21 protein-coding genes and 1 pseudogene are annotated in these 22,547 nt (G+C 68.3%); 13 read left to right on the top strand and 9 right to left on the bottom strand.

Going from position 1 to position 22,547, the window contains the following annotated elements:
• Window positions 1–348 precede the first annotated feature (348 nt).
• Complete coding sequence (locus tag ACLF3G_RS28465; RefSeq protein ID WP_430672756.1) at window positions 349–1,002, bottom strand: hypothetical protein; 654 nt, start codon at window positions 1,000–1,002, stop codon at window positions 349–351.
• Complete coding sequence (locus ACLF3G_RS28460) at window positions 999–2,228, bottom strand: hypothetical protein (protein ID WP_430672755.1); 1,230 nt, start codon at window positions 2,226–2,228, stop codon at window positions 999–1,001. The genes ACLF3G_RS28465 and ACLF3G_RS28460 overlap by 4 nt, the downstream gene beginning before the upstream one ends.
• 231 nt (window positions 2,229–2,459) lie before the next feature.
• On the opposite strand from ACLF3G_RS28460, the gene ACLF3G_RS28455 reads away from it, so the two are divergent.
• Together ACLF3G_RS28455 and ACLF3G_RS28450 are read left to right on the top strand one after the other, a co-directional pair.
• A complete protein-coding gene (locus ACLF3G_RS28455; protein ID WP_430672754.1) occupies window positions 2,460–2,852 on the top strand; it encodes a recombinase family protein in 393 nt (130 codons plus the stop codon).
• On the top strand, window positions 2,831–3,067 hold the full coding sequence (locus ACLF3G_RS28450) for a hypothetical protein (protein ID WP_430672753.1): 237 nt from the start codon (window positions 2,831–2,833) through the stop codon (window positions 3,065–3,067). Before ACLF3G_RS28455 ends, ACLF3G_RS28450 begins: the two co-directional genes overlap by 22 nt.
• Window positions 3,068–3,574: 507 nt before the next feature.
• Here ACLF3G_RS28450 and ACLF3G_RS28445 read toward each other — a convergent pair.
• The 4 genes from ACLF3G_RS28445 to ACLF3G_RS28430 all read right to left on the bottom strand — a co-directional run bounded on the left by ACLF3G_RS28445 (window position 3,575) and on the right by ACLF3G_RS28430 (window position 8,006).
• A complete protein-coding gene (locus ACLF3G_RS28445) occupies window positions 3,575–4,267 on the bottom strand; it encodes a GntR family transcriptional regulator (protein WP_430672752.1) in 693 nt (230 codons plus the stop codon).
• Window positions 4,254–5,537, bottom strand: coding sequence for an amidase (locus tag ACLF3G_RS28440; protein WP_430672751.1), 1,284 nt, complete (start codon window positions 5,535–5,537; stop codon window positions 4,254–4,256). Before ACLF3G_RS28440 ends, ACLF3G_RS28445 begins: the two co-directional genes overlap by 14 nt.
• A 62-nt stretch (window positions 5,538–5,599) precedes the next feature.
• Window positions 5,600–6,562, bottom strand: coding sequence for a Bug family tripartite tricarboxylate transporter substrate binding protein (locus ACLF3G_RS28435; protein WP_430672750.1), 963 nt, complete (start codon window positions 6,560–6,562; stop codon window positions 5,600–5,602).
• A 16-nt stretch (window positions 6,563–6,578) separates the two neighbouring features.
• Window positions 6,579–8,006, bottom strand: coding sequence for an amidase (locus ACLF3G_RS28430; protein ID WP_430672749.1), 1,428 nt, complete (start codon window positions 8,004–8,006; stop codon window positions 6,579–6,581).
• 223 nt (window positions 8,007–8,229) lie between these two features.
• On the opposite strand from ACLF3G_RS28430, the gene ACLF3G_RS28425 reads away from it, so the two are divergent.
• The 5 genes and pseudogenes from ACLF3G_RS28425 to ACLF3G_RS28405 all read left to right on the top strand — a co-directional run.
• Complete coding sequence (locus ACLF3G_RS28425) at window positions 8,230–9,063, top strand: sugar phosphate isomerase/epimerase family protein (protein WP_430672748.1); 834 nt, start codon at window positions 8,230–8,232, stop codon at window positions 9,061–9,063.
• 36 nt (window positions 9,064–9,099) lie between these two features.
• On the top strand, window positions 9,100–9,981 hold the full coding sequence (locus tag ACLF3G_RS28420; protein ID WP_430672747.1) for a 3-keto-5-aminohexanoate cleavage protein: 882 nt from the start codon (window positions 9,100–9,102) through the stop codon (window positions 9,979–9,981).
• 41 nt (window positions 9,982–10,022) lie between these two features.
• Entirely contained in the window at window positions 10,023–10,892 is an 870-nt protein-coding gene (locus ACLF3G_RS28415) for a 3-keto-5-aminohexanoate cleavage protein (protein WP_430672746.1), read from the top strand.
• A 30-nt stretch (window positions 10,893–10,922) separates the two neighbouring features.
• A complete protein-coding gene (locus tag ACLF3G_RS28410; protein WP_430672745.1) occupies window positions 10,923–12,521 on the top strand; it encodes an ABC transporter substrate-binding protein in 1,599 nt (532 codons plus the stop codon).
• A gap of 248 nt (window positions 12,522–12,769) precedes the next feature.
• A pseudogene (locus tag ACLF3G_RS28405) lies at window positions 12,770–13,286 on the top strand (transposase); the annotation flags it as partial.
• A gap of 303 nt (window positions 13,287–13,589) precedes the next feature.
• Here ACLF3G_RS28405 and ACLF3G_RS28400 read toward each other — a convergent pair.
• Window positions 13,590–14,363 (bottom strand): IclR family transcriptional regulator, encoded by a 774-nt coding sequence (locus tag ACLF3G_RS28400; RefSeq protein ID WP_430672744.1) that lies wholly within the window; start codon window positions 14,361–14,363, stop codon window positions 13,590–13,592.
• 97 nt (window positions 14,364–14,460) lie between these two features.
• Here ACLF3G_RS28400 and ACLF3G_RS28395 point away from each other — a divergent pair, with 97 nt between their 5' ends.
• The 6 genes from ACLF3G_RS28395 to ACLF3G_RS28370 all read left to right on the top strand — a co-directional run bounded on the left by ACLF3G_RS28395 (window position 14,461) and on the right by ACLF3G_RS28370 (window position 20,530).
• Entirely contained in the window at window positions 14,461–15,444 is a 984-nt protein-coding gene (locus ACLF3G_RS28395; RefSeq protein ID WP_430672743.1) for a Bug family tripartite tricarboxylate transporter substrate binding protein, read from the top strand.
• A 56-nt stretch (window positions 15,445–15,500) separates the two neighbouring features.
• Window positions 15,501–16,358 (top strand): FAS1-like dehydratase domain-containing protein, encoded by an 858-nt coding sequence (locus ACLF3G_RS28390; protein WP_430672742.1) that lies wholly within the window; start codon window positions 15,501–15,503, stop codon window positions 16,356–16,358.
• Window positions 16,355–17,578 (top strand): CaiB/BaiF CoA transferase family protein, encoded by a 1,224-nt coding sequence (locus tag ACLF3G_RS28385; RefSeq protein WP_430672741.1) that lies wholly within the window; start codon window positions 16,355–16,357, stop codon window positions 17,576–17,578. The genes ACLF3G_RS28390 and ACLF3G_RS28385 overlap by 4 nt, the downstream gene beginning before the upstream one ends.
• Window positions 17,575–18,450, top strand: a complete 876-nt coding sequence (locus ACLF3G_RS28380; protein ID WP_430672740.1) for an HpcH/HpaI aldolase/citrate lyase family protein — start codon at window positions 17,575–17,577, stop codon at window positions 18,448–18,450. The genes ACLF3G_RS28385 and ACLF3G_RS28380 overlap by 4 nt, the downstream gene beginning before the upstream one ends.
• Before the next feature lie 109 nt (window positions 18,451–18,559).
• Window positions 18,560–19,453 carry an alpha/beta fold hydrolase gene (locus ACLF3G_RS28375; RefSeq protein ID WP_430672739.1) on the top strand — a complete coding sequence of 298 codons (894 nt, stop codon included), beginning with the start codon at window positions 18,560–18,562 and terminating at the stop codon, window positions 19,451–19,453.
• A 27-nt stretch (window positions 19,454–19,480) separates the two neighbouring features.
• On the top strand, window positions 19,481–20,530 hold the full coding sequence (locus tag ACLF3G_RS28370) for a Bug family tripartite tricarboxylate transporter substrate binding protein (protein WP_430672738.1): 1,050 nt from the start codon (window positions 19,481–19,483) through the stop codon (window positions 20,528–20,530).
• Window positions 20,531–20,558: 28 nt separating this feature from the next.
• Here ACLF3G_RS28370 and ACLF3G_RS28365 read toward each other — a convergent pair whose 3' ends face one another.
• Complete coding sequence (locus ACLF3G_RS28365; RefSeq protein ID WP_430672737.1) at window positions 20,559–21,569, bottom strand: amidohydrolase; 1,011 nt, start codon at window positions 21,567–21,569, stop codon at window positions 20,559–20,561.
• A gap of 721 nt (window positions 21,570–22,290) precedes the next feature.
• A partial coding sequence (locus ACLF3G_RS28360; RefSeq protein WP_430672736.1) for a hypothetical protein occupies window positions 22,291–22,547 on the bottom strand: 257 nt, incomplete at its 5' end.

Raw genomic sequence — 22,547 nt, 5'->3', positions numbered from 1 at the left:
ATCGATCAGGCCGGCCATGCGCACCAGGGGATGACGGCGGTCGACGAGGTTCACCAGGGCCGAGCGGAAGAGTTCGGGCTGCTCGGACGGCGGCGATACGGGCTGCATCGGCAGGCTCCTGCGCGGCGACGCGCCACGGAATCACGCCGTCGCGGCAACTTCAACAGGGGAGTGGTTTCGCAAGGTTTTCGCCAGTTCCGGGCCGCGGCCTTGCAATCGCAGATACTTACGAAAGCCAGAAAGCCGAAAAATCTTGGGGACTTCAGCGTTGTTCACGGCTGACATGCTACGCGCGCCGGCCGTGCCCGCGACTTCGAAGATGGGTTCCGCGGATTGGTGCGCTGAACCTTATTCGGCCGGCGCCGCCCCCGCTCCATAGCGTATCGAGACCAGCCCGATGCCGGCATGGCGCGTCGCCGACGGGCGGTTGGCGGCCAGGATCGGGCTGACGCGCCCCATCAGGCGATCGGGCGGCAGCGCCGGTTCCACGACGTAGTTGAGCGAGCGCACGGCGAATTCCGCGCCCGCTTCCGGCAGCGGCAGCACCAGTTCCTGCGTCTCGCCCGGCGGCACCGCGGTCTCGAAGGTGCCGCCGCCGGCCATGACAAACTGCGTCCGCAGAACCGGGCCCGGCACATTTGCACCGCGCAGGGTGAGCACGACCGATTGCGCACCGGGCCTCGGCGGCAGGCGGAGTGACGCCTTGTTCGGCTCGACCCGCACGCCCCAATCCTCCACCCGCGCCCATCCCTGGCGGAGGTAGCGGCAAAGCTCAGGGTAGAAAGCCCTGCCGATCGCGATGCCCTCCGGCGGAGGCGGCGTATCCGCATGCCCACGCTCGCCCAGCGGATCCCAGCAATCCGCACGGTGCTCGAGGTAATGCGCCGCGTATTCGGGCGACACCCGCGGATGCGCGGCGGCAAAGACGAGGGCCAGGTAGAAGAGGCCGATCGCGGCGGTGGCGCCGAGTTTCAGGACAGTGGACAGACCGGCGCCCCTCACATCAGCAAACTCGACTCGATAAACCATGTATTAAGCAGGAAGGCCTGTAGCGCCAGCGCGACTAGAGCGAGGCCGATCAGCACCGCGCGCTTGCGGATGCGGTCCATCACATCGCCGAGCACGAGCAGGAAGATCGGGTTGGCGGTGACGTAGCGTGGGACTGAGGTCTCGCTGGTCATCAACGCCAGCACCACCACGCTGCCGAGCAGCCAGGCCTCGAGCACGTGCCGGCGGCTCAGCAGCCAGAGGCTGGCCATGCCCGCGACGACCGCGAAGCTCGCGGAATAGGAACGCGGGGCCGGGATGTCCGGATTCAGCATCAGGTGCCAGTCGTTCTTGGCGATGGCCCAGTAGAAGGTCTTCATGGGATTGATGAAGACGCGATCCCAAGCGACCTGCACGTGGGAGAACGCGAGCGCATCACCGGTAAGCCAGTAGAGATAGGCCATGTAGCTTGCGATGCCGAGCGGGGCGAGCGCCAGCGGCAGGCCGCAATCCGCCAGCAGCTTCAGCCGCTCGCCCCAGGTCATGTCGCGCCGGAGTGTCCGCCTCGCATGCAGTGCGCGGTCGACGACGAGATAGGGGATGGCGAGCACGCCGGTCGGCCGGGTGGCGCTGAGCAGGGCGGCGGACAGGCCGGCGCCGACCGCATGGCGCGCCTGCACCGCCAGCAGCAGCAGAACCGTGGTCAGCAGGTAGGTGCTCTCGGAATAGGGCATCAAGAAATACAGGCTGAAGGGATAGACGGTCAGCAGCACCAGCCAGGGCAGGTTCTGCACGCCGGGGCCGCGCGTCAGCCGGCGGTAATGGCAGGACAGCACCGCGAAGGCGCCGAAGCACAGCAGGGAGACGATCGTGCCGCTCCAGAAGGCGGTCGCGCCACTCACCGCCTGAAAGATCTGGCCCAGCACCGGGAACAGCGGGAAGAAGGCCCAGTTGGCAAAGTTGTGGTAGGGCCGCATGCGGGGCACGGGATCATACCCGTTCGTCATGGTGTGCAGGTACCACTCGCAGTCCCAGCGGCAGAGGCCGAGCTCGGCCCCACCGTAGCTCTGGGCGGCCGCCACATAGACCGCGAGCTTGGCCAGGATCAGCCCGGCGACGATCGCACAGAGCCATAGGATCGGGCGGGCAGGCGCGGACCATCCGGCGCGGCGATCTGCCGACCAAGCGATTTCCGCCAGGCCAAGCGGGCCTGCTGCCAGCGCGTCATGCCTTGAGCTCATCGTATCCCGATAATTCACTTCGCGCGTTACAAACCAAGAAAAGCGCCAGTGGGCAAGTACTTTTTCAGACAAGATCGTGCGCATAATAATTGGTGAAGACAGACAAATCGTTGATCGATTGGATCCGGCGTCGTTTATCGCCTCAATTCGGCCAAACTTCCCGCTTCTTCCATTCAATTAGCGCAAAACTCCTTTCTTCATTATCCGCATTCATTCAAAGAGGATGATCAATTGACCAGGAATCAAATCGACCAGAGTCTCCCCGCCAGCTTGATCGGGCTGGTGCGCTTCGTCGCCTACCACCGGGTCAGCACCGGACGACAGGGCCGGTCCGGTCTCGGTCTCGACGCCCAGCGCAAGGCGGTGACGCGCCACGTCGCCACCGCCACGGTCGCCGCCGCGTTCCAGGAGGTCGAGAGCGGCAATGGGAACGACAGGCCGCAGCTCGCCGCGGCCCGCGCCGCTTGCCGCGCGCAGCGCGCGACGCTGCTGCCCGCCAAGCTCGACCGCCTGGCGCGCAACGCGCGCTTCCTGCTCCGCGTCGTCGAGGGCAGCGGGGAGGGGGCTTTGTGTTCTGCAAACTGCCCACTGTGCCGCCCGGCTTGGCCGGCAAGATCCTGGTGACGCAGATGGCCGCCGTCCTAGAACTCGAGGCTGGCCTGATCAGCCAGCGAACGCGCGCGGCCGCGGCGGTGAAGCAGGAGATTGCGCGGGCCCGCGCCGCCGACGTGCTGTCCTATGTCAAGGCGGCGCGGCGTGCAGGTGCGACGACGCTGCGCCAACTCGCCGCGGCGCTTACCGCACGCGGCGTGCCGACACCGGTCGGCGGGCGCGCTTAGCACCTCAATAAATCAAGTGCGCCAGTGGAGCTGACCGAGGCTGACTCGGCGCGCCTTGCAGAGCCACCTGTCTGGCAGCCTTGCTTGGGCCAAACAGCCTTCCTCCAATTGTCTACGCGGCTTGCGGGTGACCTGCCCCGGATTGGGGAACCACGGGCTATGAGAGACTTGGCCCGTGTTCCGGCCTTGCCGTCTGACCCTGCTGAAGCGGAGCGTAGGCGGGGCCAGACGGCAAGGGCAACACCGCTTCCGGCGCCGGCGGCCGGTGGTCCAGTGCGCTGCGTGGCCTGACCGTGTAGCAGTGCCGCCATCGAAGGGTAGCCGCCCGCCGTCAAAGCGGGCGACCAGGGGCTTGCCGCAGACCGGTGACAGGCCGGGCAGCGGCAGCGTGATTTCGACTTTGGCGGGCATGGTCCCTGCAACCGGCTGGCTTCGGGTGTCGCAGCCGAAATCTGTTTCCGATCAACGGCTTGCATCTCGCCCGTCAGCCCGCGTGAATGATCCGGGCTAGGCCGGTCGCCCTGGCAGGTCCATCGCCTCCAGTTCCCGTCGTGCCGCCTCTACATGCCGGCGCATCAGCATCTCGGCCAACTCGCCATCCCGGTCGCGCAAGGCAGCGCAGATCCGCAGGTGATCGTCATAGGCGCGCAACGCGCGGTCCGGCTTGTGACTCGTGTGGAAGCGAAAGAGACGAGTGAGTGAATAATAGTCGTGGCAGAGCAACTGCTCCAGGCGCCGTGACTTCGACAGCGCTGCCACGGCGAAGTGAAAGTCGAAGGCGCCATGTTCCTGAAAGTAGGACTCGCCGGAACGCACCCGCGCATCGGTGGCGTGCTCATGCAGTAGCGCTTCCAGCGCGGTGAGCTCGACGTCCGTCGTGCGCTGTGCCGCGAGGCGGCAGGCCAGGCCTTCGAGATTGGCGCGGATCTCGTACAGCTCGATCAGGTCCTGCCGATCCAGCGCCACGACGCGAACGCCGGCATGCGGCAGCCGTACCACCAGGCCGCGACCTTCAAGCCGCCGCAATGCCTCTCGCAACGGTCCGCGGCTGATTCCGTAGCGCGCGGCGAGCGTCTCCTCCCCCAATCGAGTACCCGGCTGGAATTCACCGGTAACGATGGCGTGTTCGATGCTGGCGAAGGCGCGGTCGGCATGTGTCTGCGGCACCAAGCTGAGCGTGCCCGCCTCATCCAATGCCATGGCGCATGACCCATTCCGCAGCAGCCAGCAGCCTCGCTTCCTCCCCCGGCCTTGCCAGCAGTTGTGCCCCGATCGGCAGTCCGTTCGGCCCCGCCATAAGCGGCAGGGACAGCGCTGGCAGGCCGAGCACCGTCCAGACGGCGCAGAACTGGAAATCGCCCGTCGCGCTGCCTTGCGGCGCCTCTCCGGCCGCGGCGGCGGCCAGCAGCACATCGTTTCCAGCGAACAGGCTCGCGATATCGCCGCGCGCCTGCATCGCCTGCTGCGAGGCGGCACGATATTCCGTATGGCTGCAGGCGCGACCATGGGCAATCCGCCCCTCGCGCAGCGTGGTGCTGATGCGCGCCCAGTGGTGCTCGATCTCATGGGTGAAGTTGCGGAGGAACTCGAAGCTGGAGATGGCCTGATGCGCCTGCGAAAGCCGCAGGAAGGTTGCGCTGACGGCCACGTCCGAGACCTCCGCGCCGGCCTCCGACAGATGCAGCGCCAGCCTGTCCAGGCGCTCGGCCGTGCCTGGATCCATCCGCTCCGCCAGATGGCCGCGGCAATAGCCGATGCGCGGTGCGAAGGGCTGCGGCACCGCGGCCACGGGCACGCCGCGCAGCGCGTCGAAGGCCAGGGCGATATCGGCGACGGAGCGGGCGAAGACGCCGATGCGGTCGAAGGACTGCGCGGCGGTGCGCACGCCCGAAAGCGGGATCTCGCCCAGGCTCGGCACGAAGCCCAGCACGCCGCAGAATGAGGCCGGGCGGATGGTGGAGGAGGTGGTCTGCGTGCCTAGCGCCAGCGGCAGCATCATCGCGGCGACGGCGGCGGCGGATCCGGAGGAGGAGCCCCCCGGCGTGCGCGTGGAGTCGTGCGGATTGCGCGTCGGCCCCGGGTGGATGTTGGCGAACTCGGTGGTGACCGTCTTGCCCAGCACGACGGCACCGGCCTTCCGCGCCAGGGCGACGCATGCGGCATCCGCGGCAGGCTGGTGTCCCTCGTGGATGGGGGAGCCATATCCGGTCGGCATGTCCGCCGTGTCGATGATGTCCTTCACGCCGAGGCCGGCACCGGCCATCGGCAGCGTGGCGCCACGTCGGTCCAGCGCATCGGCAGCGGCGCGGGCCGCTTCGGCGGCAAGATGCGTGAAGGCCATGACCTCCACCTCCCGCCGCGCCACCTGCTCCAGGCAGGCCTCGATGACGGCGCGGGCGGTGGTTTCGCCGCGTGCCAGGCGATGCACCACCTCGGTCGCCGTCAGCTCGTTCAATCTCGGCGCCGTCATCGGTCTGCTGTCCCTGGTTCCGGTGGCTGCTAATGCCTGGCCGCCCGCACTTCAAGCACCGGTCAGCCCGGCGTTGCACCGGAGGCCCGCACGATTGGCGCCCACTTCGCCGTCTCCGCCCTGATGAAGGCGCCCAACTCCTCCGGCGAGGAGGGCGTCGCCTGGATGGCGCGTGCACCAAGCGCGGCGACCAGTTCGGGATCCCGCAGGGCTGCGGTGGCTGCGCCGTGCAGCGCCGACAGGACGGGTTCAGGCAGGCCACGGGGCGCCATCAGGCCACTCCAGTCCTGCATGTCGAAGTCACCGAGGCCAGGCGTCTCCGAGACCGCGGCGATGTCCGGTAGGAGCGGGCTGCGCGCCTTGGTGGAGACCGCCAGCATGCGCAGGCGGCCACTCTCGGCCAGCGCCTTGGCGCCGGAGGCCGGGGTGAAGGCGAAGTCGACCTGCCCGGTCACCAGATCCGTCACCAGCGGTGCACCGCCGCGATAGGGCACGTGCACGTTCCGCACACCCGCCATCAGGTTGAGCTGCTCGCCTGCCAGATGCCCGGCACCGCCTGAGCCGGAGGACCCGTAGTTCAGCGGCTGCTGCTTTGCCGCGGCGATCACGTCCTGCACGCTGCGCCAGGGGCGGTCCATCGGGATGGCAAGTACGTTGACGATCATTGCCACGCGCGTGATCGGCGTGAGGTCGGTCAATGGGTCGAAGCTGAGATTGCCGTACATGATCGGGTTGATCGAGAGCCCGCCGATCGTGCCCATCAGAATGGTATGCCCATCAGGCGGCGAGCGGACGACATATTCGGAGGCGATGTTGCCATGCGCGCCGGCGCGGTTCTCCACCACTACCGGCTGGCCAAGCTGCGCCTGCATCTTGGGCGCCATCAGCCGCGCCGCGATATCCGTCGTACCGCCTGGTGGGAAGCCGACAAGGAAGCGGATCGGCCGGCTGGGAAATCCCTGCGCCAGCACGGTGGGGCTAGCGAGCAGAGCGGGGAGGCTGGCCAGCAGGTGTCGGCGACGCATGGTCTTCACTCCTCTGTCAGGTATGGGGAAGCAGCGTGTCGCGGACCCACGCGGCGATGGCGCAAGTGTCCGCATCCTGCCCGGCGAAGCCACCGACCTGCAGGCCGAGCGGCAATTCCTCCGCCATAAGCAGCGGCAGCGCGAAAGCCGGCGCACCGAACAGGGTCCAGGGCAGCGCGTAGCTGCGCGATCCGGTGAAGGCGTGGTCCTGGATGGCGGGGCCGGAGGAGCAGAGCATCACGAAACCGTCGGTCCGGCCGATGAAATCCGCAAGCCGTGCGCGCAGCGTCACGCGATCCGCAATCGCCCGGACGTAGCGCGCTTCATCCATGCCATCGGCGCGCGCCAGCAGATCATGGATGCGTTCGCCGACCATCCCGGCGCCGTGGGCGCGATAGGCCCGCAGCGGCCACTGCGCTTCCCAGGCCAGCAGGTCGTTGGCGAATTCGTTGATCTCTCGCAGCGCCTGCTCCAGCGCCGCGGTCGCGGGGTCGTTGCCGGCCGTCAGGATGCGCACGCCGCTGCGTGCCAGCACATCGATGGCGACCTCGAAGGCGGCCTGCGAGGAGGCTGGCGTCTCCGCCCAGCCGAGCGTGTCCAGCCGCACCAGCGTCCGCGGCGCACGTGCCGGCGGAGCCCCCTCCGGCCCGGAAAGTGCGGGTTGCGGCGGCGTGCCGCCGGCGAAGCGGGCGATGGTGCGGGCACCGGCCCAGACATCCTCGAGGCTCGCGCCGATCACGCCGAGATGGTCCAGCGTCGGGGCCAGGGGCGCGAGTCCGCCGATATGCAGCGCGCCATGCGTGGGCTTGAGCGCGTAGGCACCGCAATAGCCGGCGGGCCGGATGGTGGAGCCGTGCGTCTGCGTGCCGAGGCCGAGCGAGGCCATGCCCGCCCCCACCGCGGCGGCGGAGCCCGAGGATGATCCGCCAGGCGTACGGCTGCTGTCATAGGGGTTGCGCGTCGGCCCCGAATTGCCGCACGCGAATTCGGTGGTCACGGTTTTGCCCAGCACCACCGCGCCTGCCTGGCGAAGCGCATGGACGCAGGCGGCATCGCGCTGCGCTCGGAAGCCCTGGAAGATCGGGCTGTTCATCTGCGTCGGCAGGTCGATGGTCTCGATCATGTCCTTGACCACCAGCGGCATGCCATCCACCGGCGAAAGCGGCTGGCCCGCGCGCCAGCGGGCACTGGAGGCATCCACCGCACGCCGCGCGGCATCCAGATCCTGTGTGACGAAGGCGGCAATGGCCGGTTCATCCCGTTCGATCGTGGCGATCCGCTCGTCGAAGAACTCGCGCGGCGAACTGCGGCCCGTGCGGAACGCGGCGGCGTTCGGCACGAAGGGACGGGCCAGGGGCCTGGCCGGGTCATAGGCGATGCGCCGCACGGGGGCTCCAGGGTCCAGCGGTGCAACGGGTAGCGGGGTGTCGTGCGGGTCGCTCACGCGGGTCTCCGGCTTGGTGTGCCCCTGCGGGCGTCTTGCGTCATCGCAATCCGATTACAAGGCTTTGTCAACAACCACGATCACGCTGACGCTGCATTCGCGCTTCATCAGCCTATTTTCCAAGCATCCGGAGCCGCCTTGCCGGGCATTGCTGCATTGACAGAGCCGAGCAAACGGCGCTTTGCTCCAGATCGTTGACAATCACCTCGTGGGAGGGGGCATCGTGGCAGGGTTCAGGGACCGCATCGGGATCGATTTTGGCGCCAGACTGCCGATCGAGGACGCCGTTGCCTGGTCCGCCGCATCCGGCGTCCGAGTCATCGACGTTCGTCTCGGCGATACCGGCAATGTCTTCGCCAGCTTCGATGCCACGCGCATCGCCGGTGTCCGCAGATCCACCGAGGCGGCCAGCATCCAGCTCGGCCTGCACACGCTTTCGGCGGTCAATTCGGCCGAGACTGCGCCCTTCCTCAGCGAGGCGGTGGATGAGTATCTGCGACGCTACATCGACCTGGCCGGCCCGCTCGGCGCCGGTTGGATCGTCATGCATGGCGGCTTCCATTTCACCGGCGACTATGAGCGCCGCATGGCGAAGGGCATCGAGCGTCTGCAGTGGCTGGGCGACTACGCCCGGTCGCGCGGCGTCCGGCTGTTGCTGGAGAACATGAATCCGGAGCCCGCCGATGCCGAGGTGCGCTACCTCGCCTGCGATGTCGAGGAATGCCGCCAATACTTCGACCGGCTTGACGCTGCTGCTATCGGCTGGACCTTCACGGCCAACCACGCCCACATGCTGCCTGTCGGCATCGCAGGTTTCTTCGAGGCCTTCGGTCCCGCCCGCCTGGAGGAAGTGCGCCTGGCCGACAATCGCGGCGGCAAGGAGGAACACCTGAAGCCGGGCGATGGTACGGTGGATTTCGAGGCGACCTTCGCGCTGATCGAGGGTGCCGGCTACGGAGGCCACTACATGCTCGCCTACGGCACAATTGAGGAGATGCGCGAGGGACGTGAGGAACTCGCCGCGCGTGCGGTCCGCGCGGGCATCGCCGCGGCCTGAAAGGTTAGAAGGGCCAGGAAGGAAGGACATTCGCACATGGCCAAGAAGGTCATCATCATGGCGCGCATCAACGAATACGCGCCGCGCGACCGCAATCCGCACATCCCTTTCACACCAACGGAGATCGCGGAGACCGCGGCCGCCTGCGCGGCCGAAGGCGCTTCGATCGTGCATTTTCACGCACGCAATCCCGATGGCTCACCGAGCCATGATCCCGAAATGTACCTCGAGATCATCAGGGCCATCCGCGCGCGCAGCGACATCCTGATCGACTGCACGCTGGGCCAGAACACCATCAAGGGCGATGCCGCGCGCGCCGCGCACATCGCGCGCATGCAGGGCGGTCCCGCCAACCGTGCCGACATGGCGGCCATAGACGTAGGCAGCACCAATATCGATGTGTACGACGCGCAGGCGAAGCGCTTCACCACCACCGACAAGACCTATGTCAACACCATGTCCACCTGCATGTACCTGGCGTCGGAGATGGACAAGGTCGGCGTCAAGCCGCACCTGACCTGCTGGGCCATTCCCTTTCTCCGCGCAGCGGATGCGCTGATGGACATGGGCGTGTTCCAGGAGCCCGCCTATGTCCAGTTCGCCTTTTGCGAGGGCGGTATCGTCGGCGGGCATCCCTGCACCATCGCCAGCACGCTCGCCTTCCTCGACGTGTTGCCGCCTGGCCGCCGTATCGAATGGACGGTGACCTGCAAGGAGGGAAACTTGCTGCCGGCCGCCGCCGTCGCGCTGGAGCGCGGTGGACATCTTTCGCCCGGCATCGGCGACTATCCCTATCCGGAACTCGGCTGCCCCACGAACGCGGAGCTGGTCCGCTTCTTTGCCGGCCTGGCGCGTGGCTTCGGGCGGGAGCCGGCAACGCCGGCCGAGACCCGCGCCATGCTCGGGATTCGTGCCTGATCCCTTCGCGGCACGCCGCTTGCTTGATCTTCGAGGTGACCATGACGAAGAAGCTCATCATCAATGTGCGCCTGAACGAGTGGGAGAAGCGCGGGCCCAATCCGCACATCCCCTATTCGCCGCGCGAGATCGCCGAGGACGCGGCACGGTGCAGGGAGGCCGGCGCCTCCATCGTTCATGTCCACGCACGCGGGCCGAATGGGGAGCGCAGCCACAGCCCGGAGCTCTACGCCGAGATCACGAAGGAAATCCGCGCACGCAGCGACGTCCTGATCCACACCACGCTGGGCAATGTCTATCTAGAGGGCGAGGCGGAGGATCGCGTGAAGCATGTTGCGGCCTCGAAGCCGGACATCGCGACGATCGACATCGGCAGCACCAACATGGACCGCTACAACCCGGCCGAGAAGCGCTGGGAGACGACGGACAAGGTCTACCAGAACAGCATCGAAAGCTGCATGTTCTTCGCCCGCACCATGAAGGAGCTGGGCGTGAAGCCCAGCGTCGGCGTCTGGACCGTGGCCTTCATGCGGGCCACGGCGGCCTTCATCGAGATGGGGCGTCTGGACAACCCGGCGCTGGCGAAGATTCCGCTCTGCGGCGGCGGCCGGCTGGCCGGGCATGAGGCGACGCCGGCCGGCCTCGCCGCCTTCCTGCACGCCATTCCACGGGATGAGAGCATTCAGTGGGCGGTCTGCACCAAGCACGCCAACATCTTCCCCTGCGCCGCCATGGCGATCGCGGAAGGCGGCCATGTTGCGCCGGGGCTTGGCGACTACCACTACCCGGAACTCGGCTGCCCGACCAACGCCGATATCGTGCACCGCATCGCCCGCATGTCGCGCGACATGGCGCGAGAGGTCGCGACGCCGGAGGAGGCGCGCGAGATGCTGCGCATGCCGTCCGGCTGATCAGTCCCATCATCGAGGAGGTACCCGACGATGTCCGCACCCCGCCCACGCCGCAGCCTTCTGGCCGCCTGCGCCCTGCTTCTGTCCCTGCACCCGCTGGGCGCCAGCCCCAGGGCGCAGGCGGCGCCCGAGCTGCGCATTGCGGTGGAGGCGGATATCACCTCGACCGATCCGCATTTCCACAACCTCGCGCCGAACAAGGCCGTTGCCGCGCATTTCTTCGACCCGCTGATCCTGCAGGATGCGCAGCAGCGGCTCCAGCCGGGCCTCGCCGTGTCCTGGCGCGCGATCGACGACACCACCTGGGAGTTCAAGCTGCGGCAGGGCGTGACCTGGCACGATGGGTCGCCCTTCACCGCCGATGACGTGGCCTTCACCGTCGGGCGCGCGCCGTCTGTGCCGAACAGCCCGTCCTCCTTCGGGCTGTATCTGCGCCAGATCGCCGAGACCACGGTGGTGGACCCGCACACCATCCGCTTCCGTACCAACAGCGTCTTCCCGCTGATGCCGGTCTACCTCAGCACCTTCGGCATCGTCTCCCGCAAGCATGGCGAGGGCGCGAGCACCGCCGACTACAACAGCGGCAAGGCGATGATCGGCACCGGCCCCTATCGCTTTGTGTCGTGGCGGCAGGGCGAGAGCATCGTTATGCAGCGCAATCAGGATTACTGGGGCGGCACGCAGCCCTGGGGCACCGTGACCACGCGCTTCATGCGCAGCACGGCATCCCGGGTCGCGGCGCTGCTGTCCGGCGATGTCGACCTGATCGACGCGCTGCCGACAAGCGATATTGCCCGTGTGGAGCGGGATACGCGCTTCCGCGTCAGCCGTGCCGTCTCCAACCGCAACATGTACGTCTTCGTCGATCACCTCGAACGCGCCTCCCCCTTCGTGCGCGACCGGCAAGGCCAGCCGATGACGCAGAACCCGTTCCGGGATCTGCGCGTGCGCCAGGCGGTGAGCCTGGCCATGAACCGCGAGGCCATCGTCTCCCGCGTCATGGATGGTGCGGCGGAGGCGACGGGCCAGGTGATGCCACGCGACTGGTTCGGCTGGACGCCCACCCTGCCAGCCCCTCCCTACGATCCGGCGGCTGCGCGGCGCCTGCTGGCGGAGGCGGGCTTTCCGAATGGCTTCAACCTGACCATCCACTGCTCCAACAACCGCTACGTGAACGACGAACGCATCTGCCAGGCCATCGGCCAGATGCTGACGCGCATCGGCATCCAGACGGAGGTGCAGGCGCTGCCGTTCGCCACCTGGATCGCCGCCGCGAGCCGGCAGGACTACTCGATGCTCTTCGGCGGCTGGGGCATCGATACGGCGGAGCCGTCCTCGCCGCTCGGCTCCCTGCTGGCCACCTATGACCGTGCGACCGGGCGGGGCGCCTCGAACCGATCGCGCTATTCGAACCCAGAGGTGGATCGCCTGGTCGAGCGGGGGCTGGCGACCCTGGATGACGAGCAGCGCCGGCAGATCTTCATCCGCGCGACAGAGATCGCAATGCGTGACGTTGGCCTCGTGCCCATGCACCATCAGGTGAACCTGTGGGGGGTGAAAGCTGGATTGCAGCACACCGCACGGGCAGACGAGTGGACGCTGGCCACCAGCGTGCGCCCCGCAGATTGAGCAGGTCGCGCTACACTCCGGATAAGCGGGAAGGCTCTCGCTGGCGGAAGAGGTCGTGTTCCTGGGCGTGGTGTAGGAGCTGATCGCTGGGCTTGAGGCGGTCACCGCGTTGGTTCGTGGCAGGGTTGGGTTGCTGACACTCAACCCCTGACCTGGAACTGACCGCGATGACTGACGAGACGGTGGCCCTTCGAGGCCTTCTGGGTTGAACGCGCTGCGTTCAGCGTCCGCCGACACCGTCCGAGGCAGTGCCTCGAACCCTCCTCGAGATGATCGGCTTTGCCGCCGAGCGGCTGGTGGAATTCGAGTTGGTCGAGCTGACCGGCGCTGCCCATTTGGAGCGCAGCCCTGACCGGCTGGTGCAGCGCAATGGCTTTCGCGAGCGGGACTGGCAGACGCGCGCCGGGACCGTGGACTTGGTTGGACGCAGTGCGTCGAACCCCAAGGCTCCGGCGCGGCTCCTACTTCCCCGCCTTCCTGAAGCCACGGCGGTTGGCTGAGAAGGCGCTCACCGCCCTGATCCAGGAGGCCTACGTGCACGGTATCTCGACGCGCTCGGTGGACGACCTGGTGCGCGCCATGGGCATGCATGGCGTCAGCGAAAGCCAGGTGTCGCGGCTGTGCGCCGAGATCGATGACCGTGCCCGGGACTTCCTGACGCGCCCCATCGAGGGCGACTGGCCGTACCTGTGGCTCGACGCCACCTACGTGAAGGTCCGAGAGGCGGGCCGCATCGTGTCCGTCGCCGTCAGCATCGGGTGCGGGCGCTCTTCTGGCTGGCCAGCCAGACCTCTTCCTCAGGGATTGCCGCCAGGTCGGCTAGGCTGGCGAGCTGGACGGGACGGGAGGAGCGAGCGGGCAGGGCAAGGGTGTCGGTCATTGCCTGACCCATACAAGTTTCGTAGCACGTGATAATTCAGTTCAACTGGACTGAGGCGGATACGGTATGAGGCAAGCCACGAAGCAGCTCCCGCGCGTGCTGCAGAAAATGGCTGTGGCTGAGGCGAGGCTGCCCTACCGCATGCAGCCGGCACCCGGGCCGGACACGGCGCCCCAGAGGCGGGTGGCTCAGCCCGAGACGAGATCGCGCGAAGGCACTTCGCTTTGCAATGCGACGCAGATCTTCCTTAGCGCGTCGATGAGCTTGTCGCGCCGGCGCTCCACCTCCTCGACCGTTGTGCCAAGTCCGATGGCCATCGGCGGGTGATCGGCCAGCGGAGGAAGCGGCATCGCGATCACGTTCTGCCCGGGCTGCACGGCGCCGCGGCTTTCAGTCCAACCCCGCAGGCGAGACGCGCGCAGGTCCTCGAGTGCTGCCGCCATGGACAGTCGGCGAGACGGGTCCGGCTGTTCCGCATTGGCGCGCCGAAGAATGCCTAGTGCCTCCGCCTCCGGCATCGTCATCAGCAACGCCTTGCCGACCGCGGCGTGGCCGATGGGCCGCATCATGCCGGCGCGCATCGTGGCCCCCGCGCCGGGCCGTCGCAGCGTCAGCATGTAGCGGACCATGGCGCCGCTCCGCATGCCAATGAGGACGGTCACCGCATGCCGAGCACGCAGCCTTTCCATCCGCCGCAGCAGGCTGCTCTCGCCGATCAGCCGGTCCTGCAGCCAGCCGCCCAGCAGCATGACGCGTAGCGTCGGCCGATACGCACGGGTCTGTGCGTCCTGCTCCAGGTAGCCGAGGCGGGCGAGGTCCTGCAGCAGGACCGAGGTGCTGGATTGCGGATAGCCCAGTTCCTGGCAAATCTGGGCCACCGTCGCGGCACGGTGCGTGCCGGCGAAGTACTCCAGAACCTCCAGCGTCCGCTGGGCGGATTTCACGACAGCCTCGCGTGGCACGACGGCCCTCCTCACCAACAAACATCACATATGTGATGGTCCACGGAAAGGCATCCGGGGTTAGGCTTTGGGCAAGCAAGCAACCGGAGGAGCCGCCATGACCACCCAAGCCTGGATCCGTCGGCGCGGCCTGCTGGCCGGAGCAGCGGGCCTGCTGGCCACACCCAGGCTGGCTCACGCCGCCTATCCGGACCGGCCGATCCGCATGATGATCCCCTATGGCGGAGGCGGTCAGACCGATGTGGTGGCGCGCATTGTGGCGGATGCCATGTCGCGGAACCTTGGTCAGCAGGTGTTGCCCGACAACCGACCCGGCGCCGCCGGTGTCATCGCCGCAGAAGCCGTGGTGCGATCTCCGGCTGATGGCTACACCATCCTGGTCGGCACCCGGAACACGCAGGCAATCAACGAGGCGCTGCGCCCCAACCTGCCCTTTGCGCATGCGCGCGACCTTGCAACAATCGGCCTCTACGCCACCACGCCCAACATCCTGCTGCTGCACAGCAGCGTGCCGGCGCGAGATCTACGCGGCTTCATCGACCATGCCCGCGCGCATCCCGGCACGCTGAACTTCGCCTCCTCCGGCATCGGCGCAACCACCCACCTCTCCATGGAACTGCTCATGGAGAAGGAGAGGTTGGAGATGATTCACGTGCCCTACCGGCAGAGCACCCAGGGCATGACCGACCTCCTGGCCGGCCGCGTCCAGGCGCGGCTCGTTGGACTGCCGGAAGCCGAGCCGGTGCGGACCGATCCGCGGATTCATGCCATCGGCGTCACCAGCCCGACCCGCGCGCCGAACTGGCCGGACGTGCCGGCCATTGGCGAGGTCGTGCCGGGCTACGAGGCGCTGAATCTGTTCGGCATCATGGCGCATGGCCAGACCCCGCCGGAGATGATCCGGCGCTTGAACCGCTCGCTGAACGAGGCACTGGCTACTGCCGCGTTGCGCGAGGCCTTTGCCCGCGTCGGCGCTGATCCAGCCGCACCCAATAGCCCGGAGCAGGCGGATGCGCAGGCCGTTGCTCAGTCCAACCTCTGGGTACCGCTGATCCGCCGCCTGAACCTATCGGCGCAATAGGCCGGCTCACAGAAAGCAGGGGAGGACGACCCATTCTCGAAGCCATCGATGCCGCCATGCCCGAGCTGCGGTCCTGGATCGGCCGCAGCCGCAGCGTGGAGGACGAGATCAGCCTGTCGGCCGTGCGGCGCATCGCCGGCATGCTGGATCAGGACCCGACGGCCTACCGGCGCGGCAGCGACTTGCCGCCGCACTGGTTCAGCCTGTTCTTCGCCGACGTGGCGCGGCAGTCCGCGCTCGGGCCAGATGGCCACCCACGCCGTGGCGAGTTCCTGCCGCCCATCCCGCTCCCGCGCAGGATGGGTGCGGGACGCCGTACCCGCATCCACGGCCAACTACAGGTCGGCGATGCCGCGACCAAGGTGATCGAGGTCGCGGCGATCGAGCCGAAGCAGGCACGGACCGGCAGCATCGTCGTGCTGACCATGCGCCAGACCATCCAGGCGCGCGGCCTGACCATTGCCGTCGATGAGTTTGACGCGGTGTACCGCGAGGCCGTGCCGCCCGGCGCGCCATCGCCCGCGACACCGGCGCTGCCCGCGCCGGACGGCGCAGCCTGGGCGGACCAGGTGGAGCTCGATGCCACGCTGGTGTTCCGCTACTCCGCGGTCACCTGGAACGCCCATCGCATCCACTACGACGCCGACTATGCCCGCAACGTCGAGGGCTATCCGGCCACGGTGCAGAATGGCGGGCTGACGATGCACCTCATCCTCGATGCCGCGCTAAAGCGCGCGCCGGGCCGCCTGCTCGGCTTCACCGCCAGGCTGCGACGGCCACTGTTCGTCGGCCAGACCATGCTCCTGGCCGGCCGCGCGCCCGATGCCAGCGCCGGGGTACATCGTGTGGCCGCCTGGGCCGCGGCACCGGATGGCACCCTTGCCGCCGAGATGGACCTGGAGTTCGCGGTATGAGCGGCGGCCCGCTCGCCGGCATCCGGATCATCGATCTCACCTCGGTCGTGGTCGGGCCGATCTGTTCGCGCATCCTGGCCGATCAGGGCGCGGACGTGATCAAGGTCGAGGCTCCCGGCGGCGGCGACCTGCTGCGCACCCTGGCGCAGGGCGCGCGCAATCCCGGGATGTCCGGCAAGTTCATCCAGTTCAACCGCAACAAGCGGTCGCTCTGCCTCGACATCAAGCATCCGGACGGCCACGCCGCGCTGCTGAAGCTGATCGCCACTGCCGACGTCTTCGTCAGCAACATCCGGCCGAACGCGCTGGACCGCGCAGGGCTGGGGTGGGAGGCGCTGCGCCAGGTCAATCCGCGCCTGGTGCATTGCTCGATCCTCGCCTTCGGGCGCGGTGGGCCCTACTTCAATCGCCCCGCCTACGACCCGATCATCCAGAGCCTGTCGGGCGTCGCCGGCACCTTCCACCGCGCCTCCGGCGAGCCACGCTTCGTGCCGATGGTGATGACCGACCACATCACCGGCCTGATCGCGGCGCAGTGCATCGGCTTCGCCCTGTTCCGGCGCGAGCGCACGGGGATTGGGGAAGCCATCGAGGTGCCGATGTTCGAGAACATGGCGTCCTTCGTGATGAGCGAGCATCTCGGCGCCGCCACCTTCGACCCTCCGGCCGGACCGATCGGCGACGCCCGCCTGCTGAGCCCGGACTATCGTCCGGTGCCGACGGAGGATGGCTACATCACCGTGGGACCCAACACCAACGCCCAGGCCTTCGCCTTCTTCGATGCCATCGGCCGGCCGGAGCTCAAGACGGACCCGCGCTTTCGCGACGCCACCTCGCGCACCGCCAACGCCGCCGCCTACCTGGAGATCAGGGCGGGCGCCATGCGCCAGCGCAAAACTGCGGAATGGCTCGCGATCCTTGGTGAGAGGGACGTGCCCGCCGCGGCCTACAACAGCCTGGACGACCTGCTGGAGGACCCGCATCTGAAGGCCACCGGCTTCTTCGCGCCGGAGGACCACCCGAGCGAGGGCCACATCCGCCGCACCGCCATACCCAACCGTTTCTCCGGCGGGATGCGCGAGAACAACCTGCCCGCGCCGCGCCTCGGCGAGGGATCCCGCGCCATCCTGGCGGAAGCCGGCTACGACGACCCGGCCATCGAGGCACTGCTCGCGGCCGGGGTGATCGCCACGGCCGCCCCGGCGGAGGATCCGGCATGACCCAGGTAGCGGATCCACCGGCGCGCTGGCGCTCGCTGCTGTTCGTGCCGGCGCTGGCGGAGCGCTTTCTCGCCAAGGCGCATCTGCGGGGCGCCGACGTCATCATCCTCGACCTTGAGGATTCGATCCTGCCGGCCCGCAAGGCGGAGGCGCGCGCCGCGCTGCCGGCCGCGGCGAGCCAGGTGGGGCAGAACGGTGCAACGGTCTGCGTGCGCGTCAACCGGCCGCTCGAGCTTGCCCTGCCGGACATCGACGCGGCGATCGCCTCGGGCGCCACGGCGCTGATGCTGCCGAAGGTGATGGGGCCGGAACATATCCGCCTGCTGTCGGAAGCGGCCGGCTCCGCCGAGGCCCGGCATAGCAGGATGCCGGGCGCCACGCGCTTCCTCGCCGTGGTCGAGACCGCGGAATCGCTGCCCGCGCTTGGCGCCATCGCAACCGCGGATGCGCGCGTGGTGGCGCTCGGCGTCGGTGGCGAGGATCTGGCGACGGAGCTGGACGCCGTGCCCTCCGCCGACAGCCTGTACCTGCCGGCGATGCTGGCGCTGGTCGCGGCGCGCGCGGCGGGCCGGCTGCCGATGGGCTCGCTCGGCGCCTTCGCCGCCTTCGACGACCCGGAGGGCTACCGCACCGCGCTGCGCCGGTCCCGCGCGCTCGGCTTCGCCTGCGCCGCCTGCATCCACCCAGCCCAGGTTGCCATCATCAACGAGATCTATGGGCCGAGCGAGCAACAGCTCGACCGCGCCCGCCGCCTGGTCGCGGCCTTCGAAGCCGCCGTCGCAGCCGGCGAAGGCGCGGTCGCCTTCGAAGGCGCGATGGTCGACCTGCCTGTCGCGGACCGCGCCCGGCGGCTCCTCGCACGGGCGCGCTAGATGTTTATCCCCCGCGGGTCGTGGGGCGGGCGCACCGGCACACCGGCGCGTTCTGCGCCATCATTGCCCCGGCCAGCACGGCGCGAGCGGCGGCGCTTCGCAGAGCGTTGTGGCGCCATGGCGCACTCCGATCGCGCTTCCCCTCTCTGCCATGGTCCATGATACTGACCTATGGCCGGCGTACAGCGGTCACGTGCCGGGAGTGGATATGGAAAATGCGGCACGCGGTCGCCACGCGGATCTGCCCGGCGTGCGGCTCTGGCTCACCGACAGTGGCGGCGAAGGCCCGCCAGTCATCCTGCTGCATCCGAACACCGGGACGAGCGCGATCTGGGAAAAGCAGACTCCCGCCCTTGCCGCGGCCGGATTCCGCGTCATCGCCTTCGATCGACGCGGCTGGGGAGGTAGCCTTTCCGTTCCCAAAACCGGCCCGCAGCCCGGCAGCATTGCCGGTGACCTCGATGCACTCGTCGATCATCTCGGCCTCCAGCGCTTCCATTTGCTCGGTGTAGCGGGCGGCGGCTTCGCCGCGCTCGACTACGCAGCCTGGCGACCGGAACGGTTGCTGAGCCTGGTTGTCGCGGCCAGCTACGGCCAGTTCGCCGAATCCGAGATCCAGGCCGTCTTCCAGCGCCTCAACACGCCGGACTTCCAGCGCCTGCCGGGCGAATTGCGCGAGATCGGCCCGACCTTTCGCGGCTTCGATCCGGAAGGCACCGCGCGCTGGGCCGCCATCGAGCACGGCGCCCGACAGCCAGACGCGGTGGCGCAGCCACTGCGGAGCCCGAACACCTTTGCCAAGCTCGCTTCCATCACCTGCCCGGTGCTGGTCCTGGCGGCGGGTGCCGACCTCTACGCGCCGCCGGCGCTGATGCGCTGCTGGGCCGCTCATCTTCCCGCGCACCAATGGGACGTGCTGCCGGAGGCCGGGCACGCCATCAACTGGGAACAGCCCGAGGCCTTCAATGCGCGCGTCATCGCATTCCTGCTGGGCCGGGCCTAGCGGACGGATGGTGGGGAGAGACGTGTGATGCCATCAGAAAACCCGACGACGGACAGGGGCGAAGAGGACGAGATGGACCGGCAGCTTCGTCAGGCCAACGCTACGGTCGGCGCATTGCCGCGCCGCCTGATCCTTGCGGTCGGCTTGGTCTGGCCTGGCCTGGCCGCCGCGCAGGCGCAGCCCTGGCCGCAGCGCCCCATCACTCTCGTCGTGCCCTTCGCGCCGGGTGGTCCGGTGGACAATACGGCCCGCCTTTTGGCGGAGGGCCTGCGCCGGCAGCTCGGGCAGCCCGTGGTCGTGGAGAACCGGCCGGGCGCAGGGGGTCTGGTGGGCACGCGCCAAGTGGTACAGGCGCGGCCGGATGGGCACACGCTGCTGCTTGGCTCCCCGGGCCCGCTGACCATCGCACCCGCGGCATCCCCGGATGCGCCGGACCCGTTGCGCGCACTGGCGCCGATCGCCTTGATTGCCGAGAGCCCGCAGTTGCTCGTTGTGCCGCCATCATCCCCCGCCGCAAACCTGGACGCATTCCTGGCGCTGGCCCGCGCCCGTCCTGGGGAGCTGAACCTGGGCTCCGCCGGCATCGGCACCACGCCGCACCTAGCGATGGAGTTGCTCGGCCGTATCGCCGGCGTGCGCTTCGAGCATGTGCCCTACCGTGGCACCGGCGCGGCGTTGCCGGACGTCATGGCTGGGAAGATCGACGCCATCTTCGGCGACATCTCCGCGGTTCTGCCGCTGGTCGAGGCCGGACAGCTCCGCGCGCTGGCGGTTACGGGACGCGAGCGGTCCGCCCTGGCGCCGTCCATCCTGTCGGCAGCCGAACTCGGTTATCCGCAGCTTCTGGTGCGGAACTGGCAGGCCTTACTGGCGCCAGCCGGCACGCCCGAGCCGGTGCTGCGCCGCGCGGCCGCTGCGGTGGCCGCAGCCCTGGAGGAGACGACACTGCGTGCAGCCCTCGCTCGCCAGGGGAGCACGCCGGGTCGCGGAGGGCCGGATCAGCTCGCGGCGTTCCTGCGCGAGGAGCGGACGACCTGGGAGCCGGTGGTCCGCGCGATCGGCCTCGTGCTGCAGTAACACCCCATACGGCTGCTGCTGCAGCCGGTCACATCCCCTGCCGGTGCACGACGCGTCCGCCGAGCAGGGTCATCATGGCACGCGTCTCGCGGATCCGCTCCGCCTCGACCGCCAGGATATCCTGGGACAGCACGACGAGGTCGGCGAACTTGCCCGGCTCGATCGAGCCGAGTTCCGCTTCGGCACCCAGCAGCACGGCGTTGTTCCGCGTGTAGAGCCGCAGCGCCTCACGCGCGGTGATTGCCCATTCCGGGCCGAGGCGGTAGCCAGGCAAGGTGCCACGCGTGGTCATCCACCACATCGACTGGAACGGATCGCCAGGGACCACTGGCGCATCGGTGCCGCCGCCGACATGCACGCCGGCGTCCAGCATCGCGCGGATCGGGATCGAGTAGGCAGCACGCTCGTCACCCCACCAGCGCCGCTGGTTGTGACCCAGCAGCACCGGATGGTTCTGCGCCGTCGCCATGACGCCGAGCCGTTCCATCCGCTGCAGCGCCTCCGGCGTGGGCAGGAAGATGTGCATCACCGTCCAGCGCAAGGGGCGCACCGGGCCAAGCTCTCCATTCACCTGCTCGTAGAGACGGGTGATCAGGTCGATGGTGTGGTCACCCACGGCATGGGTCTGGATCTGCAGGCCGGCCCGGTGGATCAGGCGCAGCCCGTCCAGCAGCTCCGCCTCCCCGCCTGGCGGCAACAGCAGGATGCCGCGGTACTCGGCATTGGTCTGCTCGCCCGCGACGATGCGGTACGGCTCCGTCATGCGGCCGCCCTCCACGCCGCCGTCGAGCAGGAACTTGATCCCGCCGGTGCGCAGCATCGGGGTCTGCGGCGTGGCACGCGCGCGTTCGCCAATCGCGGCCAGCACGTCGGCCAGCGATCGTGCGCCGAGCAACTGCACCGCCGGCAGGTTCATGCCCCAGGCATGCTGGTGGACGTGGCTGTCGATGAGTCCGGGGATGACGGTGCGCCCCCCGAGGTCGATGACCTGGGTGTTCGGCCCGGCCAGCGCCTCCGCCTCGCGGCCCAGCGCGACCAATCGGCCCGCTGCTTCGATCTATGCAGCGAGCGTGATCCCGGCGCGAACTGCCTGCGCGACACAAGGCTCTGCCGGATCGTCGCCGACCAGCCGGTTGAGCGGCGCGCGGACGACGTTGCCCAGCGCGCCCGGCCAGCGGCTCCTGGACCTGCGCGATGTACCCCGCAGGCGGATCGCGCAGCGGGGGCGCGTGGCGCCAAGATTTGCTCGACCTGCAGGATCCGGTCGCCAGGGCTGTCGAAAAGCGTGTCGCACTTCAGGAGATTCATGAGGTGATCGAAGCCTGGATGGCATAGGGTTCCTCAGCCATTCGACAAACAGCGCGGAATGCGTCTGAGCCCGAGGTCACCAATTGGCACCTCACTGGCGCTGACGCGCTCGACGTATGAAGGCCCCGAACGTACGAACTCAGATGGCGGGTAGCGGGGATCGGCCAGGCTTGAGCAAGCGCCTCCGTTCGATAGCCGCTTCCGCTGTCTCAAAGCGTTCGACCACGGACGATGCCCTCCTGAAGCTGCCACGCGCAGGTTGGGGCGTGACCGCAACCATCGCCGTCTTCCCAGAGGTCGGGAGCAGCCTGGGCGATCTCCTCCTGAGCGTCCTGCCCGAGGCAGCGAGCCTGCAGGCGACGCGAAGGGTTTCAAATCCAAGATCTTCCCAACGACAGTTCCGCACCGGCCGCCAGGATGCCTGGCGGCGAGGGATAGTGGGTCTGCGATGCTTAATTGGAGGCAACGCCGCTGACGGTCCACAGAAGGCTGTAGGAGCAGCTGTCGGGGCGATCGAGCCATGCGAGCAGGTCGGCTTGGAAGACCTCTGCCTCGTTTTGCCCTCCAAGGATTTCGGAAACACGGCGGATCGCGGACCCGATAATTTCGGTGAAAATTGACCGGGACTCGTCGCCGATGGGCCCGATCGCGGTGTAAACGGGATCAAGCTCAATCCGGACCGCGATGTTGGCGAAACCTGCCTCACGCA

It is taken from the genome of Falsiroseomonas sp. HC035, from assembly GCF_050563525.1.
GTDB lineage: Bacteria > Pseudomonadota > Alphaproteobacteria > Acetobacterales > Acetobacteraceae > Falsiroseomonas.
Note: the sequence above shows the minus strand (reverse complement) of the source record. Positions and strands in the feature narration are given on the sequence as shown.

Bases quoted from the DNA above. Each gene is read 5' to 3' on its own strand.
- ACLF3G_RS28370 (WP_430672738.1), top strand. From the start codon at position 19,481: ATGCCATCAGAAAACCCGACGACGGACAGGGGCGAAGAGGACGAGATG.
- ACLF3G_RS28420 (WP_430672747.1), top strand. From the start codon at position 9,100: ATGGCCAAGAAGGTCATCATCATGGCGCGCATCAACGAATACGCGCCG.
- ACLF3G_RS28460 (WP_430672755.1), bottom strand. From the start codon at position 2,228: ATGAGCTCAAGGCATGACGCGCTGGCAGCAGGCCCGCTTGGCCTGGCG.
- ACLF3G_RS28445 (WP_430672752.1), bottom strand. From the start codon at position 4,267: ATGGCATTGGATGAGGCGGGCACGCTCAGCTTGGTGCCGCAGACACAT.
- ACLF3G_RS28390 (WP_430672742.1), top strand. From the start codon at position 15,501: ATGCCCGAGCTGCGGTCCTGGATCGGCCGCAGCCGCAGCGTGGAGGAC.
- ACLF3G_RS28435 (WP_430672750.1), bottom strand. From the start codon at position 6,562: ATGCGTCGCCGACACCTGCTGGCCAGCCTCCCCGCTCTGCTCGCTAGC.
- ACLF3G_RS28415 (WP_430672746.1), top strand. From the start codon at position 10,023: ATGACGAAGAAGCTCATCATCAATGTGCGCCTGAACGAGTGGGAGAAG.
- ACLF3G_RS28385 (WP_430672741.1), top strand. From the start codon at position 16,355: ATGAGCGGCGGCCCGCTCGCCGGCATCCGGATCATCGATCTCACCTCG.
- ACLF3G_RS28410 (WP_430672745.1), top strand. From the start codon at position 10,923: ATGTCCGCACCCCGCCCACGCCGCAGCCTTCTGGCCGCCTGCGCCCTG.
- ACLF3G_RS28395 (WP_430672743.1), top strand. From the start codon at position 14,461: ATGACCACCCAAGCCTGGATCCGTCGGCGCGGCCTGCTGGCCGGAGCA.
- ACLF3G_RS28440 (WP_430672751.1), bottom strand. From the start codon at position 5,537: ATGACGGCGCCGAGATTGAACGAGCTGACGGCGACCGAGGTGGTGCAT.
- ACLF3G_RS28380 (WP_430672740.1), top strand. From the start codon at position 17,575: ATGACCCAGGTAGCGGATCCACCGGCGCGCTGGCGCTCGCTGCTGTTC.